Source organism: Corynebacterium sp. MSK006, assembly GCF_030232385.1.
Taxonomy (GTDB): domain Bacteria; phylum Actinomycetota; class Actinomycetes; order Mycobacteriales; family Mycobacteriaceae; genus Corynebacterium; species Corynebacterium frankenforstense_A.
In genome coordinates this window covers 19,631-34,491 of sequence record NZ_JASPJZ010000007.1, presented here as the reverse complement: position 1 = coordinate 34,491, position 14,861 = coordinate 19,631, and the positions used below count along the sequence as shown (strand labels likewise).

The 14,861-nt window shown below is 72.3% G+C and carries 11 protein-coding genes and 1 pseudogene; 7 read left to right on the top strand and 5 right to left on the bottom strand.

The genetic code is table 11. From position 1 onward, the window contains the following. Positions 1-163: 163 nt before the first annotated feature. Entirely contained in the window at positions 164-2,953 is a 2,790-nt protein-coding gene (locus tag QQA02_RS05740) for an ATP-dependent Clp protease ATP-binding subunit (protein ID WP_284774512.1), read from the top strand. A gap of 97 nt (positions 2,954-3,050) precedes the next feature. Here QQA02_RS05740 and QQA02_RS05735 read toward each other — a convergent pair whose 3' ends face one another. Then, positions 3,051-4,445, bottom strand: coding sequence for a lipase family protein (locus QQA02_RS05735; RefSeq protein ID WP_284863557.1), 1,395 nt, complete (start codon positions 4,443-4,445; stop codon positions 3,051-3,053). 240 nt (positions 4,446-4,685) lie between these two features. On the opposite strand from QQA02_RS05735, the gene QQA02_RS05730 reads away from it, so the two are divergent. Then, positions 4,686-6,500: an ABC-ATPase domain-containing protein gene (locus tag QQA02_RS05730; RefSeq protein ID WP_284863556.1), complete on the top strand. Its 1,815-nt coding sequence runs from the start codon at positions 4,686-4,688 to the stop codon at positions 6,498-6,500. 101 nt (positions 6,501-6,601) lie between these two features. Further along, positions 6,602-6,775, top strand: coding sequence for a DUF4236 domain-containing protein (locus QQA02_RS05725; protein WP_284774518.1), 174 nt, complete (start codon positions 6,602-6,604; stop codon positions 6,773-6,775). A gap of 139 nt (positions 6,776-6,914) precedes the next feature. Here QQA02_RS05725 and QQA02_RS05720 read toward each other — a convergent pair whose 3' ends face one another. Together QQA02_RS05720 and QQA02_RS05715 are read right to left on the bottom strand one after the other, a co-directional pair. Then, positions 6,915-8,309 carry a lipase family protein gene (locus tag QQA02_RS05720; RefSeq protein WP_284863554.1) on the bottom strand — a complete coding sequence of 465 codons (1,395 nt, stop codon included), beginning with the start codon at positions 8,307-8,309 and terminating at the stop codon, positions 6,915-6,917. Between the two features lie 97 nt (positions 8,310-8,406). Next, positions 8,407-9,360 carry an iron-sulfur binding domain-containing protein gene (locus QQA02_RS05715; RefSeq protein WP_284863552.1) on the bottom strand — a complete coding sequence of 318 codons (954 nt, stop codon included), beginning with the start codon at positions 9,358-9,360 and terminating at the stop codon, positions 8,407-8,409. Between the two features lie 53 nt (positions 9,361-9,413). Between QQA02_RS05715 and QQA02_RS05710 the strand changes: the two genes are divergently transcribed. Both QQA02_RS05710 and QQA02_RS05705 read left to right on the top strand, forming a co-directional pair. Further along, positions 9,414-10,034, top strand: a complete 621-nt coding sequence (locus QQA02_RS05710; RefSeq protein ID WP_284863550.1) for a carbonic anhydrase — start codon at positions 9,414-9,416, stop codon at positions 10,032-10,034. Positions 10,035-10,145: 111 nt separating this feature from the next. Beyond that, positions 10,146-10,859 (top strand): hypothetical protein, encoded by a 714-nt coding sequence (locus QQA02_RS05705; protein WP_284774590.1) that lies wholly within the window; start codon positions 10,146-10,148, stop codon positions 10,857-10,859. Between the two features lie 75 nt (positions 10,860-10,934). Here QQA02_RS05705 and radA read toward each other — a convergent pair whose 3' ends face one another. Next, a complete protein-coding gene (radA, locus tag QQA02_RS05700; RefSeq protein WP_284863548.1) occupies positions 10,935-12,368 on the bottom strand; it encodes a DNA repair protein RadA in 1,434 nt (477 codons plus the stop codon). 155 nt (positions 12,369-12,523) lie between these two features. Next, positions 12,524-13,102 carry a hypothetical protein gene (locus QQA02_RS05695; protein WP_284863546.1) on the bottom strand — a complete coding sequence of 193 codons (579 nt, stop codon included), beginning with the start codon at positions 13,100-13,102 and terminating at the stop codon, positions 12,524-12,526. 327 nt (positions 13,103-13,429) lie between these two features. Here QQA02_RS05695 and QQA02_RS05690 point away from each other — a divergent pair, with 327 nt between their 5' ends. Beyond that, positions 13,430-14,020, top strand: a complete 591-nt coding sequence (locus tag QQA02_RS05690; RefSeq protein WP_284774530.1) for a CarD family transcriptional regulator — start codon at positions 13,430-13,432, stop codon at positions 14,018-14,020. After that, positions 14,013-14,762 (top strand): annotated as a pseudogene (gene ispD / locus QQA02_RS05685) (2-C-methyl-D-erythritol 4-phosphate cytidylyltransferase); the annotation flags it as partial. The gene QQA02_RS05690 and the pseudogene ispD, both read left to right, overlap by 8 nt. Positions 14,763-14,861: the final 99 nt, after the last annotated feature.

The following is a 14,861-nucleotide window of genomic DNA, read 5'->3' as shown; positions in this document are numbered from 1 at the left end:
GGCCCTGTTCGCTAGCGGCGTACAACGCCGCGCGGGCGCTGTCACCTGCACCGACGGGACGTCGGCAAGCACGGGCTGGCAGAGGGCGCGCGAGAGTGCAAGATCCGGTCCCGCCCGCGCGTTAGAGTGGATGACACATTTACGGCAGAAGTTTAGGGGCAACATGTTCGAGCGTTTCACCGACCGCGCACGCCGCGTCATCGTCCTCGCGCAGGAAGAGGCGCGGATGCTCAACCACAACTACATCGGCACCGAGCACATCCTGCTCGGCCTGATCCACGAGGGTGAGGGCGTGGCCGCCAAGGCCCTCGAGTCGATGGGGATCTCGCTGGACGACGTCCGCCGCGAGGTCGAGGAGATCATCGGCCATGGCTCCCAGCCGCACACCGGGCACATTCCGTTTACCCCGCGCGCCAAGAAGGTCCTCGAGCTCTCGCTGCGTGAGGGCCTGCAGATGGGCCACAAGTACATCGGCACCGAGTTCCTGCTGCTCGGCCTCATCCGCGAGGGCGAGGGCGTGGCCGCCCAGGTGCTGGTCAAGCTGGGTGCCGACCTGCCGCGCGTGCGCCAGCAGGTCATCCAGCTGCTCTCCGGTTACGAGGGCGGCCAGCAGGGCGGCGGTTCCGGCCAGCAGGGCGGCGGCTCCCCGGGCCTGACCGGCGCCGGCGCGGCCAGCGGTCCCGGCGGGGGCGGCCGCGGCGGGCAGGCCGGCGAGCGCTCCAACTCGCTGGTGCTCGACCAGTTCGGCCGCAACCTTACCCAGGCCGCCAAGGACGGCAAGCTGGATCCGGTCGTGGGGCGTGAGAAGGAGATCGAGCGCGTCATGCAGGTTCTCTCGCGGCGCACCAAGAACAACCCGGTGCTCATCGGCGAGCCCGGCGTGGGCAAGACCGCCGTCGCCGAGGGCCTGGCCCTCGACATCGTCAACGGCAAGGTCCCCGAGACGCTGAAGGACAAGCAGCTCTACTCGCTGGACCTCGGCTCCCTGGTCGCCGGCTCCCGCTACCGCGGTGACTTTGAGGAGCGCCTGAAGAAGGTGCTCAAGGAGATCAACCAGCGCGGCGACATCATCCTGTTCATCGACGAGATCCACACCATCGTCGGCGCCGGCGCCGCCGAGGGCGCGATCGACGCGGCCAGCCTGCTCAAGCCGAAGCTGGCCCGCGGCGAGCTGCAGACCATCGGTGCCACCACGCTCGACGAGTACCGCAAGCACATCGAGAAGGACGCCGCCCTGGAGCGCCGCTTCCAGCCCGTCCAGGTGCCCGAGCCCAGCGTCGAGCTGAGCGTCGAGATCCTCAAGGGCCTGCGCGACCGCTACGAGGCGCACCACCGCGTCTCCATCACCGACGGCGCCCTGGAGGCCGCCGCCCGGCTCTCGGACCGCTACATCAACGACCGCTACCTGCCGGACAAGGCCGTCGACCTCATCGACGAGGCCGGCGCCCGCATGCGCATCCGCCGCATGACCGCCCCGGAGTCCATCCGCAAGGTCGACGAGCAGATCGCCGAGGTGCGCCGCGAGAAGGAGGCGGCCATCGACGCGCAGGACTTCGAGAAGGCCGCCGGCCTGCGCGACAACGAGCGCACCCTGACCGAGGAGCGCTCCGAGAAGGAGAAGCAGTGGCGCTCCGGCGACCTCGAGGAGATCGCCGAGGTCGGTGAGGAGCAGATCGCCGAGGTGCTCGGCTCCTGGACCGGCATCCCGGTGTTCAAGCTGACCGAGAAGGAGTCCTCCCGCCTGCTGCACATGGAGGACGAGCTGCACAAGCGCATCATCGGCCAGGACGAGGCGGTCAAGACCGTCTCGAGGGCGATCCGCCGCACCCGTGCCGGCCTGAAGGATCCCAAGCGGCCCTCGGGCTCGTTCATCTTCGCCGGCCCCTCCGGCGTGGGCAAGACCGAGCTGTCGAAGGCGCTCGCCGAGTTCCTCTTCGGCGAGGAGGACGCCCTGATCCAGATCGACATGGGCGAGTTCCACGACCGCTTCACCGCCTCCCGCCTCTTCGGCGCTCCCCCCGGATACGTCGGCTACGAGGAGGGCGGCCAGCTCACCGAGAAGGTCCGCCGCAAGCCGTTCTCCGTGGTCCTCTTCGACGAGATCGAGAAGGCCCACAAGGAGATCTACAACACTCTGCTGCAGGTCCTCGAGGAGGGCCGCCTGACCGACGGCCAGGGGCGTGTGGTCGACTTCAAGAACACGGTGCTCATCTTCACCTCGAACCTGGGCACCCAGGACATCTCGAAGCCGGTCGGCATGGGCTTCTCCGGCGAGACCGAGGACGACGACGCCGCCCGCTACGAGCGGATGAAGCAGAAGGTCAACGACGAGCTGAAGAAGCACTTCCGCCCCGAGTTCCTCAACCGCATCGACGACACGGTCATCTTCCACCAGCTGACCCGCGAGCAGATCGTGCAGATGGTCGAGCTGCTCATCGGCCGTGTCGAGAAGGCCCTCGAGGAGAAGGACATGGGCATCGAGCTGTCCGAGAAGGCCAAGAACCTGCTCGCCCAGCGCGGCTTCGACCCGGTCCTGGGCGCTCGCCCGCTGCGTCGCACCATCCAGCGCGAGATCGAGGACGCGATGAGCGAGAAGATCCTCTTCGGCGAGCTCGGCGCCGGCGAGATCGTGCACGTCGACGTCGAGGGCTGGGACGGCGAGTCGAAGGACACCGACAAGGCGACCTTCACCTTCACCCCGCACCCGAAGCCGCTGCCCGAGGAGCACTTCGGTGACATGGCCGTCGAGACCGCCGAGGCGGTCAAGGACGTCGAGGACGCCGCCGACGGCGACGTGCCCGAGTCCGACACCGTCAGCGACGAGGAACTGGACAAGCTGCGCGAGTCCGGCGAGCGACTGCCCGAGACCCCCGAGCCCGGCCGCCTGAACGGCGACGAGGGCGAGGAGGGCGACGGCCCCGCCGGCGGCGCCCAGCAGCAGCGCGAGCGGTAGTTCGCGCGGGCGCGCCCCCGCGCCCGTGCCTGACGACGCCCGCGGGGCGCACGGTCGCTGACCACCGTGCGCCCCGCGGGCGTCGTCAATCTCTCTTCTAGGCGTTGCAGGTCAACGCCACGTTCTCACCGCGCACGGCCTGCTCCAGCCAGGGGATGGCGGTGCCCAGCTCGAGCGCGTCCGGGCTCGAGTGGTCGACCACCGGCGCGACGGGCCCGACGTTGTGCTCGATGTAGTTCACGCGCGCGCCCTTGGCGCACCAGTCGCGGACCATTTGGCGGCCCTGCTCGATGTCGACCAGGTCGTCCTGCACGTTGTGGGTGACGTAGACGGGGATGTCCGGGGCGATGGTGCCGATGCGCTGCTTGTCCAGCACCGACTTCCACGGCTCCTGGTCCAGGTAGGTGCTCACCGGCCGGCCGGACTGGGTGGCGGCCTCGGTGTCGGTGAAGCCCCACTTGAACAGCGAGGACGTCTCGCACTCGTGGTCGGCCTGCTCGAGGAAGCTCTGGCCCTGCTCGCTGACCAGCTTGTCGCGGGCCTCGCGGGTCTCCGGGTAGGTGCGCGTGAAGCCGTTGAGCGTGTAGGCGATGCCGGCCGTCAGCGCCGAGCCGTCGATGTGCTTGGCCACCTCGCCCAGGTCCGCGGGCACCGCGCCGGCGAAGGCGCCGGCGATCTCGAGCTCCGGGGCGTACTCGGCGTGCAGCTCGGCGGCCGCGGCGACGGCCCCGCCGCCCTGGGAGAAGCCCCACATGGCCATCGGGCCGGTGAAGCCCTTGGCCCGGGCCGCCCGTCCCATGTCCAGGGTGGTGTGCGCCTGGGAGACGCGGTTCATGTACGTGTGCGAGCCGGGCGTGCCCAGGCCCTCGTAGTCGGGCATCGCGACGGCCCAGCCGCGGCCGAGCATCGCGGCCTGCACCATCGCCTCGTACTCCTTGCCCTTGGCCAGCAGCTTCGAGGGCGCGCACTGGTCGCCGGCGCCCTGGGTGCCCGGGGCGTGGACCATCACGGGCCGCTCGCCGGGGCCGTTCCACGGCACGGCCGGGGTGATCAGGGTGCCGGTGACGGGGATGGGCTCGCCGTTGGCGTCGCGCGAGGTGTAGACGATGCGCTCGGCGGTGGTGCCCCAGGTCGCGCCCTCGACCAGCAGGCTCCAGCTGGAGGGTTGGGACTTGACCACCTCGCCGGGCTCGCCGGTCGGGTGCGGGTCGATCGTGGAGTAGAAGCCGTCGGGGTCGATGTCGTCCGGGTCGGCCAGGTCCGCGATGCCGGTGCGGATGGCCATGTCCCAGGGCGCGTCGGAGGAGCCGCCGATCGCCGAGGGGATCTCGTTGCCGCTCGAGCCGGTGGGCGCCGAGGAGCCGCCGCTGGGCGTCGAGGAGCCTTCGGGCACGCTGGACTGCGCGTTGGCGGGGCCGGCGCAGACGGAGGCGGCGAGCAGACCGGCGGTGATCACCGCGGCCGCGCCCGCGCGTGACGAGGTCTTTCGCATGGGGGTCCTTTCGTCAGGGGAGGTGGGCGGCTCGCGCCCGGGCAACGCGGAACGGCCGGGCCACGGGTGTGGCTTGAGGCACAAAGTGGTCGCGTTGGGGAAAGTTTAAACGCCGAACGAATCGCTGTTCGTTATTTTCGGGGAAAAATTTCATCGCCTAAGAATTTTCGACGCCCGCGGTGCGCGGCGCGGGCGGTTCCGCCCGGCGTCGGCGCCCACGCTCCTGGTAGACCGGGGGGCGTGCGAACCCTCGACGATCTCTCCCGCGACCTGCACCGCCTCGACGGAAAGCCCTACGGCGCCTACCGCGACCTCACCGGCACCGCCTACGACCTGGGCGAAGGCTGCGTCTTCGTGCTCGACCGCGCGCAGACCGACCCCTACGCGCCGGCCTCGCTGGCCCACCTCGAGATCCCGCACTCCGTTTCCGGGCTGTCCCTTCCCGAGGACCGCCCCGGCCTCATCGGCGCCGAGGACTTCCTCACCCGGGCGCTGGTGCGCGCCGCCGCCCGCGAGCGCGACCTCTCCCTCGGCCGCCCCGGCCAGGAGATCCTCGAGCGCACCACCGTGCGCCTCGGCGCCGAGTCGACGACGGTGCGCCTGACCGTGCAACTTCCCGCGCGCGGTCGCCGCATCCTCGGCCGCGCCGCCGCCGGCACCCTGACCGGTGCGCTGCCCGAGATTGTCGACGCCGCGCTGCGCCCCGTCGCCGCCGACGAGCTCGATGCGTGGGTCACCCACTGCCGCGACGTCGCCTTCCTGCGCCGGTGGCTGGCAGACGAGGACCTGGTCGCCTTCGTCGGCGACGGCGCGGTGCTGCCGCGCCGCTCCGGCGACTCCGACGAGCCGCTGTCCGACGCCGTCCCCTTCGCCGCCCCGTCCACCCTGCGCCGCGAGGTCGCGCTGCCCTCGGGGCGCAGGCTCTCGGGGATGGGTGTACCGGCCGGGGTGACCGTGATCGTCGGCGGCGGCTACCACGGCAAGTCGACGCTCTTGCGCGCCGTCCAGCGCGGGGTCTACCCGCACATCCCCGGCGACGGGCGCGAGTGGGTGGTCACCCGCGCCGACGCGGTCTCCGTGCGTGCCGAGGACGGACGCGCCGTGACGGGCGTGGACATCTCGCCGTTCATCTCCGGGCTGCCGTCGGGCCAGGACACGGTGAGCTTCTCCACCGCCAACGCCTCCGGGTCGACCTCGCAGGCGGCCAACCTGGTCGAGGCTCTCGAGGCCGGTGCCACGGCGCTGCTGATCGACGAGGACACCTCGGCGACGAACTTCATGCTCCGCGACGCCCGGATGCGCGCGCTGATCAGCTCGGACAAGGAGCCGATCACGCCCTTCGTGGAGCGTGTGCGCGCCCTCTACGAGCGCCTCGGGGTCTCCACGGTGCTGGTCGCCGGCGGCTCGGGCGCCTTCTTCGGCGTGGCCAACCACGTCATCGCCCTGGACTCCTACCGGGTCTCGGACGTCACCGACCGCGCCCACGAGCTGGCGGGGGAGGGGGTGGTTGGTGCGGCCGGCGGTGCCGGGGCCGCGGCCGGTGAGTCTGCTGCCGCGGCCGAAGTCCCCGCCGCAACCGGCCAGACCACCGGGGCCGGTGCTGGTGCTGACCAGGTCTTCGGCGCCGACTCCGCCGCACTCGACCGCTCTCCCGTGCTCAAGGTCGCCGCCAAGCCCTCCCGCGGCAAGGGCGGCCGGGGCAAGGGCGGCCGGGGCAAGGGCGGCAGAGGCGGCCGTGGCCACGGCGGGCGCAAGCCGGCGGGCGCGAAGGGGCGCACCACCATCCGGCTCGGCAAGGACTCCGTCGACCTCGGCCCGGCCGAGCAGCTCGTCGACCCGGCGCAGACCACCGGCATCGCACACGTCATCGACAGGCTGGAGCCGCTTCTCGATGGCACCCGGACCCTGGCCGAGGCCGTCGACGAGGTCGAGTCGACCATCGACCGCGACGGCTTGGACGCCGTGGCGCCCTATCGTGGTCACCCGGGCCTTTTCGCCCGGCCGCGACGCCACGAGATCATGGCCGCGGTCAACCGCTTCCGCGGCCTGCGCTGAGCGGGCGGGACCCGGCCCGAACACTCCGGTCCCGCCCGGGCAGCCTGGCCCGCGCGCTAAAATCAGGGCATCAATCGGCCTCGACGAACAGGAGTTCCGCCATGGGCATCACCTTCCGCAAGCGCCAGAAGATGGGCAAGGACAGCTGGATCAACTACTCGGGCTCGGGCGCCTCGATGTCCAAGCGCATCGGCCCGGTCACCTTCAACTCCCGCGGCGGCGTCTACGTCAAGCTGCCCGGTGGCCTGAACTTCCGCGGCCGCTGGAAGAAATAGCGCCCTCCCGGGCCTGAGCCCGGGCAAAATGTGCACCTTTGTCGCCGCCCCCGAAAATCGATCTGGGGAAACGCCGAAGCGCCCCGACAAACCTGCACATTTTGCCCACTCTCGGTCGCCCGGCCAGCCCCGGCACCCGCTAGGAACTCACCCCGGGCACCCCGAGCACCCGCTCGGGCCCACCGGCCAACAGCGCGTCGCAGTTGCTCGCCGCCGGCACCCCGTTGAACCGGTCCTGCACCCAGTCCAGGGCCGGACCCGCGTGCGAGAACACCGGGATCGCGTGGTTGAGCCCCGTCTTGTGCGGCAGCTCCGGCAGCCCGTCACTGCGGAAGTCCACCGTGCCACCGGCCGCGCAGTAGCCGACGGCCATCCCGCGGGCCTGCGCGTGCGGGATCACGTCGTCGTGGCGCCCGCTGAGCACGAGCATCGGCGCGCTGATCGGGTGCAGCCCGAGCGCCTGCTCGCTGAGGTACTCGCGGATCGCGGGCTCCTCTTCCAGCACCTCGGAGAGCGGCCGCCCGCTCTCGATCAGCTCGGCGGAGCTACGGAAGGCCCAGCTCAGCGCGGTGTCACCGATGCAGGCGTCCGCGAGCCGGCGCAGCTTGGCAGAGGCCTGCGGGGCGGCCTGGCGGTCGAAGGCCTCGTCGACGGCCGGGGCGATGTCGCGGCCGGTGTTGACCGCGTAGCCGAGCACGCCCGCGATCGTCGAGCCGTCCACCCCGCCGAGCACGCTGGTCAGCTCGGCCGGGGGAGCGCCGACGTAGGAGCCGGCCACGTTCAGCCCGGGCGCGTAGCCCGCGGCCTCCTCGGCGGCGGCCGCCGCGGCCCCGCCGCCCTGCGAGTAGCCGTAGAAGGCCACCGGGGAGTCGGCGGGCGCGCCGGCCAGCGCCAGCCCCGCGCGCGCCGAGTCCAGCACCGCGTGCGCCTGCTTGGTGCGGTGGACGTAGTGGTGCAGCCCCTCGGTGCCCAGCCCCATGTAGTCGGTCATGACCACGCGCATCCCGCGCATCGCCGCGGCGTACATGGCGGGCAGCTCGTAGTTGATCCCGGCGGCCCCGTGTTGCGGGTCGATCGCGCCGAGCAGCCACGGCCCCTTCGACGGCGCGCACGCGTCGCCCTGCCCGCGGGTGCCGGCGGCCATGACCAGCGTCGGGGTCGGCCCGGCCCCGGTCCACGGCACGGAGGGCTCGATGACCACGCCGGTCACCGCGACCGGCCTACCGTCGCGGTCGGTCGAGGAGTACATCATCCGGTGCGCCCGCCCGGGCAGCCGCGGCTCGTCAAGCCCGAGCTGGCGCGCGGTCGGGTCGGCGAGGTTGAGCATGTGCGGGGCGAGCTGCTCGCGGATGACGGTGCCCGGCGCCTGCGGCACCTCGGCCGGCGCGGCGTAGAACGGGTCGGCCGGGTCCGAGATCAGCGCGTCCGGCGTGGAGGACTGGGCGTGGGCAGGCGCGGTCAGGCAGGCGGCCGCGATTGCCGACGCCGCGAGCGTCACCGTCGCGCGCCGAAGAGTACGTAGGCGCGTGAACATGCCGAAAAGACTAGCCGCTTCACGGCCCGCACACAGGCTTTCACCGGCCCGGATTCAGGCACGCAGGCACGCAGGCGCGCCGCCGGCTCCGCGCCGCTTAAGCCGGCAGGTGGAAGCGCCCGGAGGAGTCCTGCTCGGCCAGGCCGTCCTCGATCAGCGAGAACAGGCAGCGCGAGCGCTGCGCGGCGTCGGGCCACACGGCGTCGATCTCGGCTTTGTCCACCGGGTGCTCGGCGGCGCGCAGCACGGCCATGATCTTGCCGCGCACCTGCCGGTCGGTGCCGGCGAACTTCTGCACCCGCTTCCTCGCCCCGGCCAGCTCCTCCGCGCTCGGCTCGGGGCAGCCGGCGGCAACCCAGGCGCACCAGGGGCGCACGGGGCAGATGTCGCAGTCGGGCGACGAGGCGGTGCACACCAGGGCGCCGAGCTCCATCAGCGCCACCGAGATCTCCGGCCCCGCAGGCAGCTCGCGCTCCCCGTCCTCCCCGTCCTCCCCGTCCTCGCCGTCGGCGGGCAAAAGCGCGGCGACCTTGCGCAGGTCGGCCGCGCGCGCCGGGCCGGGCAGGAAGGCGCCCTCGACAAGGCGGCGGTGCACGCGGCGGACGTTGGTGTCGACGACCGGCACGTTGGCGCCAAAGTGGAAGCAGGCCACCGCGCGTGCGGTGTAGGTGCCGATGCCCGGAAGATCCTCGAGCTCGGCGACGTCCGCGGGGACCTCCCCGCCGTGGCGTTCGACGATCGCGGCGGCGCACTCGTGCAGGCGCAGCGCGCGGCGCGGGTAGCCGAGCCTGCCCCAGGCGCGCAGCACCTCGGCGCGTGACGCGTCGGCGAAGTCCTCCGGGGTGGGCCAGCGCCCCATCCACTCGCGCCAGATCGGGGCGACCCGGGCGACGGGGGTCTGCTGGCTCATCACCTCGGAGAGCAGCACCCCCCACGCGCTCGTACCCGACGCGCGCCACGGCAGGTCCCGCCCGTTGGCCGCGAACCAGCCGACCAGCGCGCGCAGCGCCGCCGGATCAGGGGTGGGGGAGGTGGTGTCGGGGCAGTTCATCGCGCCTCGAGTGTATCGGCGCCCACCCCCGGTGGGATCATGGAGGTATGTACATGACCAAGACCCCGCACGAACCCCAGGCCGTCTGGGAGACCCTCAAGAGGGGCAACGCCCGTTTCCGCGACCACATCTCCGAGCACCCCCACGCCGACACCGAGCGCCGCTACGCGCTGCGCTCCGGCCAGGCCCCGCGCGCCGTGGTGCTCGCGTGCTCCGACTCGCGCGTGCCCGTCGAGCTCGTCTTCGACTGCGGCCTCGGCGACCTGTTCGTCGTGCGCACCGCCGGCGAGATCCTCGACTCCGCGGTGCTCGGCTCCATCGAGTTCGCCGTCCGCGGCCTCGGCGTCGACCTGCTCGTGGTCCTCGGCCACGAGAGCTGCGGGGCCGTCGCGGCCGCCCGCGGCGCGGTCGAGGAGGGCGAGGTGCCCGGCGGCTGGCAGCGCACGCTCGTCGAGAAGGTCGCCCCGGCGCTGATGACCGCGCGCGCCCAGGGCAAGACCGAGCCCGCCGACTACGAGCGCGCGCACGTCTCCGCCGTCGTCGACCAGCTGCACCACCGCGTCGAGGGGCTCGACGAACTGATCGCCGAGAACCGCCTCGGTGTGGTCGGCCTGCGCTACCTGCTCAGCGACTCCGGCCTCGAGGTCGTCGAGGCCCACGGCGTCGAGGCTTGACCGATTGACGACGCCCCCTCCGGTGCGCGTGGCGCGCCGGGTGCAGGCGGATCAGGTCGGGGGACACGCCCGCACATGGGCTGACCGGCCCGGCGGCGGGTGGGCCATAAACTGGAGGGCGTGAGCTCCCAGAACCGTCGGCGACTGCCCCAAGAGATCTACCTCCGCCGCCGCATCGCGGCGATCGTCGCGCTGCTCGTGGTGGTGGCGCTTTTGATCTGGTTGGCCGTGTCCTGCTCCGGCGGCGGCGACGAGGAGAAGACCGACCCGGTCTTCAGCTCCGAGACCAACTCCTGGCAGGCACCGGCCCCGGAGACCACCTCCGCCAAGGAGTCCGAGAAGACCTCGGAGAAGGACAAGGACAAGGAGTCCGAGTCCGCGAGCTCCTCGAAGGAGCCCAAGGAGTCCGAGACGGTGGCCTCTAACGGCAAGCGCACCTGCGAGCCGGCCGACCTGCGCGTGACCGCCCAGACGGACCGCCCCGGCTACTCGGACGGCACCCAGCCGACCTTCTACATGACGGTGGCCAACCCGACCGAGGCCGACTGCGAGATCGACCTGACCCAGTCCCCGCTGCGCTTCGAGGTCTATGACATGGCCACCAACGCGCGCGTGTGGTCCGACATCGACTGCAACAAGCCGATGCAGGAGGGGCGCACCACCTTCAAGGCCGGCGAGGAGCGCCACTTCGAGGCCGTCTGGTCGCGCACCACCTCCGAGCCGGAGAAGTGCTCGGACCGCCAGGCCGTGCCGGCCGCCAGCTACTACCTGCACGCGGTGCTCGGCGACAACCCCTCGGCCGCCCAGCCGTTCAACCTGAGCTAGCCGGAGGAACTGACAGGCTGCGCCATCAGGCTGGCTCAGCCGCACACAGAGGGTCGGACCGTGACGGTCCGGCCCTCATTTCTTTTTCTCGCTCTTCGGGGCCAGCCCCGCGGCCGTGATCGCCTCGGCCAGGGTGGCCGCCTCGCGCACGGCGATGCCCTCGGGGCGGCGCTCCCCGTCGAGCGCGCCGGCCGGCACCACGGCGGCGCGGTAGCCGAGGCGGGCGGCCTCGGCCAGCCGGCGGGCCAGGTTGGGCACCCGGCGCAGCTCGCCGGCCAGGCCGACCTCGCCGATGGCCACGGTGCGCTCGGGCAGCGCGGTGCGCCGGATCGTCGAGACGGTCGCCAGTGCGACGGCCAGGTCGGTGGCCGGCTCGCCGATGCGCACGCCGCCGACGGTGGCGACGTAGACGTCCTTGTCCTGGGTCGGCAGCCCCACGCGGGCGGCGAGCACGGCGAGCACCATCGGCACGCGGTTGGCGTCCAGGCCGGTGACCACGCGCCGCGGGTTCTTCGCCGGGGTGGTCACGGCCAGCGACTGCACCTCGGCGAGCATCGGGCGCACCCCGTCCATGGCCACGGTGACCGCCGAGCCGTCCGGGGTGGAGGCGCGGTGGGAGAGGAAGAGCCCGGAGGGGTCGGGCACCTCACGGATGCCGTCGGAGGTCTGCTCGAAGCAGCCGACCTCGTCGGTCGCCCCGAAGCGGTTCTTCATCCCGCGCAGCATGCGCAGGCTGGAGTGCCGGTCGCCCTCGAAGCTGAGCACGACGTCGACGAGGTGCTCGAGCACGCGCGGGCCTGCGACGTTGCCGTCCTTGGTCACGTGGCCGACGAGCAGCACCGGGATGCCCGAGGTCTTGGCCAGGCTGGTCAGCGCGGCCGTGACCGCGCGCGACTGGGCCACGCCGCCGGCCACGCCGTCGACGCCGCCGGCCTGCATCGTCTGCACCGAGTCGACGATGAGCAGCGAGGGCCTGACCTGCTCGACGTGGCCGAAGATGGTGTCCAGGTCGGACTCGGCGGCCAAATAGAGGCTCTCCTCGACCGCCCCGGTGCGCTCGGCACGCAGGCGGACCTGCCCCGCGGACTCCTCGGCGGTGACGTAGAGGGCCGTGCGCGGCTTCTTCCCGTCCGCGTCGGGCTGGCGGGCCCAGCGGGCGGCGACCTCGAGCAGCAGGGTGGACTTGCCCACGCCGGGCTCGCCGGCGAGCAGCACCACCGAGCCGGGCACGATGCCGCTGCCGAGCACCCGGTCGAGCTCCCCGATGCCGGTGGCCACGCTCGAGGAGGCCGTCGGCGAGATCCGGCTCATCGGCTTGGCGGGGCTGGTCGGGGTCAGCGCCGCGCCCGCCGGACCCGCGGAGCCGTCGCTGCGGGAACCGGCGGCGGGCCGGGGCGCGCGCTCCTCGAGGGTGCCCCAGGAGCCGCAGTCCGGGCAGCGGCCCAGCCACTTCAGGGCGGTGTGACCGCACTCGGAGCAGACGTATTCGACGCGGGGTTTCTTGACCATGCACCCGATTGTGGCGCAGGGGCGCGACAGCCGCGCCCGCGGGGTTCGAACACGCGCGCGTACGCGCGGGCACCGGCGCCCCGCAGCGGCACCCGAATACACAGGAAGACCCCGGCGATAGGCCGGGGTCTTACAGGTCAGAGGGTCTGAGAGGACTACTCGTGGTTGTCGGCCGGGTCGCCGGTGCCGCGCTCGAAGTGGCCGGCCTCCGGGTGCTGCTCGGAGACGGTGGCGGTCACGGTGATGTCACCGGAGTCGAACTTGAAGGTCACGTCGACGTTGCCGGCGACGGCGTAGTCGCCGTCGAGCTCGGTCTCGGTGTACTCGATGCAGCCGGCGTCCTCGGCCTGGGCGTTGCGGTCGTGGGTCTCCTCGGTGTCGGAGACCAGCGAGCACGGGTAGTCGATGGTGGCCGCGCGGAAGCCGGACGCCTTCTGGCCGTCGACCTCGACGGACTCGAGGCGGTGGTCCTTCTGGGACGTGTCCTGGTTGACCGCGACGAACTTCAGGTTGGCGTTGCCCGCACCGTCGAGGACGACGGTGACGTCACGGACGGCCACGGAGCCGTCCTCGGCGTCGGCGGAGGCGCCGTCGACGGCGGCGACCTGGCTGGACGTCTGGGTGATCTGGCCTGCCGAGCAGGATGCCAGCGCCAGCGCGGTCAGGGCGGTCGCGCAGATGACGCCCCCGCGGCGGGCGGTCGACTTCAGGGCCTTCACGAACATGTCCTCCATTGGTGCGGTGACTACGCTTCTCAGGGGTTAACTGTAGTAAACGCGGGGGCGAGTCACAGAAACGTCAAGCTTTCGACGGACTCCCGGGGGCAGACTTTAGGGGGAACCGGGGGTGGGCACGGCGCCCCACCCGGCGCCCCACGGGTCGGCACCCCGGGCGGCGCCGCGCGCCGCCCCGCACCCCGCCACCCGCACGGGGCGCGCCCGCGGCGCGGCAGGCGGGGCGTCGTCAATCGGACCGGGCACCCCGGGAGCGCAGGTAGGCGCGGAAAACGCCCGTGGTAGAATGGGCGCTCCGTGTGTCTGCCGCAGCGCAAGGAGGAGCCCATGGATTACAAGGTCGGGTCGGTCGTCGTCTACCCGCATCACGGCGCCGCCGTGATCAAGGACATCGAGCAGCGGGAGATCGGGGGAGAGACCCTGGACTACCTGGTGCTCCAGGTCAACCAGTCCGACCTCGTGGTGCGTGTGCCCATCAAGAACGCCGAGCTCGTCGGCGTGCGCGACGTCGTCGACGACAAGGGCCTGCGCGCCCTGTTCGACGTGATGCGGCTGACCGACGTCGAGGAGGCCGGCAACTGGTCCCGCCGCTACAAGGCCAACCAGGAGCGGCTGGCCTCCGGGGACGTCAACAAGGTCGCCGAGGTCGTGCGCGACCTGTGGCGCCGCGACCAGTCCCGTGGCCTGTCCGCCGGTGAGAAGCGCATGCTCTCCAAGGCGCGCCAGGTGCTCGTCGGCGAGATCGCCCTGGCCGAGCTCGGCGACAAGAAGAAGGGCGAGAAGATCCTCGGGGAGGCCGACAAGGACCTGCGCGCCCAGCGCGAGGCGGCGGGCCTGCCCACCACCGACGCCGAGGTCAAGCCGGACGGCACCGACGTCGACCTCGACGACCTCAGCTTCGACGACGAGGATGCCTGACCGGCACGTCACGGCGCTCGTCGCCGCCGCCGGGCGCGGCACCCGGCTGGGCGCGCGGGTGCCCAAGGCCTTCGTCCCCCTGCGCGGGCGCACCCTGCTCGAGCGCTCGGTGACCGCGATGGTCACCGCCGAGGTCGTCGACGAGATTATCGTCCTGGCCAGCGCCGACATGGAGGGCTACGCCGCCGACCTGCTCGCCCGCCGCGGCGTCCTGCCCGACGCGGGCGCTTCCTCGAGCGCGCCGCGCGTGCGCATCGTGCGCGGCGGCGGCGAGCGTGCCGACAGCGTGTGGGCCGGCCTGCAGGCCATCGAGGCCACTCAGGGTGTGGTGTTGATTCACGACGCCGCGCGCGCCCTCACCCCGCCCGGCATGATCGCGCGCGTGGCGCGCGCCGTGCTCGAGGGCGCACCCGCGGTGATCCCCGTGCTGCCCGTGGTGGACACCGTCAAGCGTGTCGACGGCGCCCGCGTGCTGGGCACCCCGGACCGCTCGGCGTTGCGTGCGGTGCAGACCCCGCAGGGCTTCGACCTGGCGGCGCTGCGCGCCGCGAACGAGGCCTACTTCGCCGAGGTCGAGCCGGGCTTCACCGCCACCGACGACGCCTCGCTGATGGAGTGGCACGGCGCCGAGGTCACCTGCGTGCAAGGCGACCCGATGGCCTTCAAGATCACCACCCCGCTGGACCTGAAGCTGGCGCAGACCATCGTCGACGAGGTCGAGCCGACCGTCTTCGACGTGCCGGACTCGGCGGCGCCGGCCGACGCCGGGGCGGCAGGGGAGGCGGCGCCGGGGTCCAACTCGTCCGCCCCCGAGACCGACTGAACCAGGAGTGACCGTGAC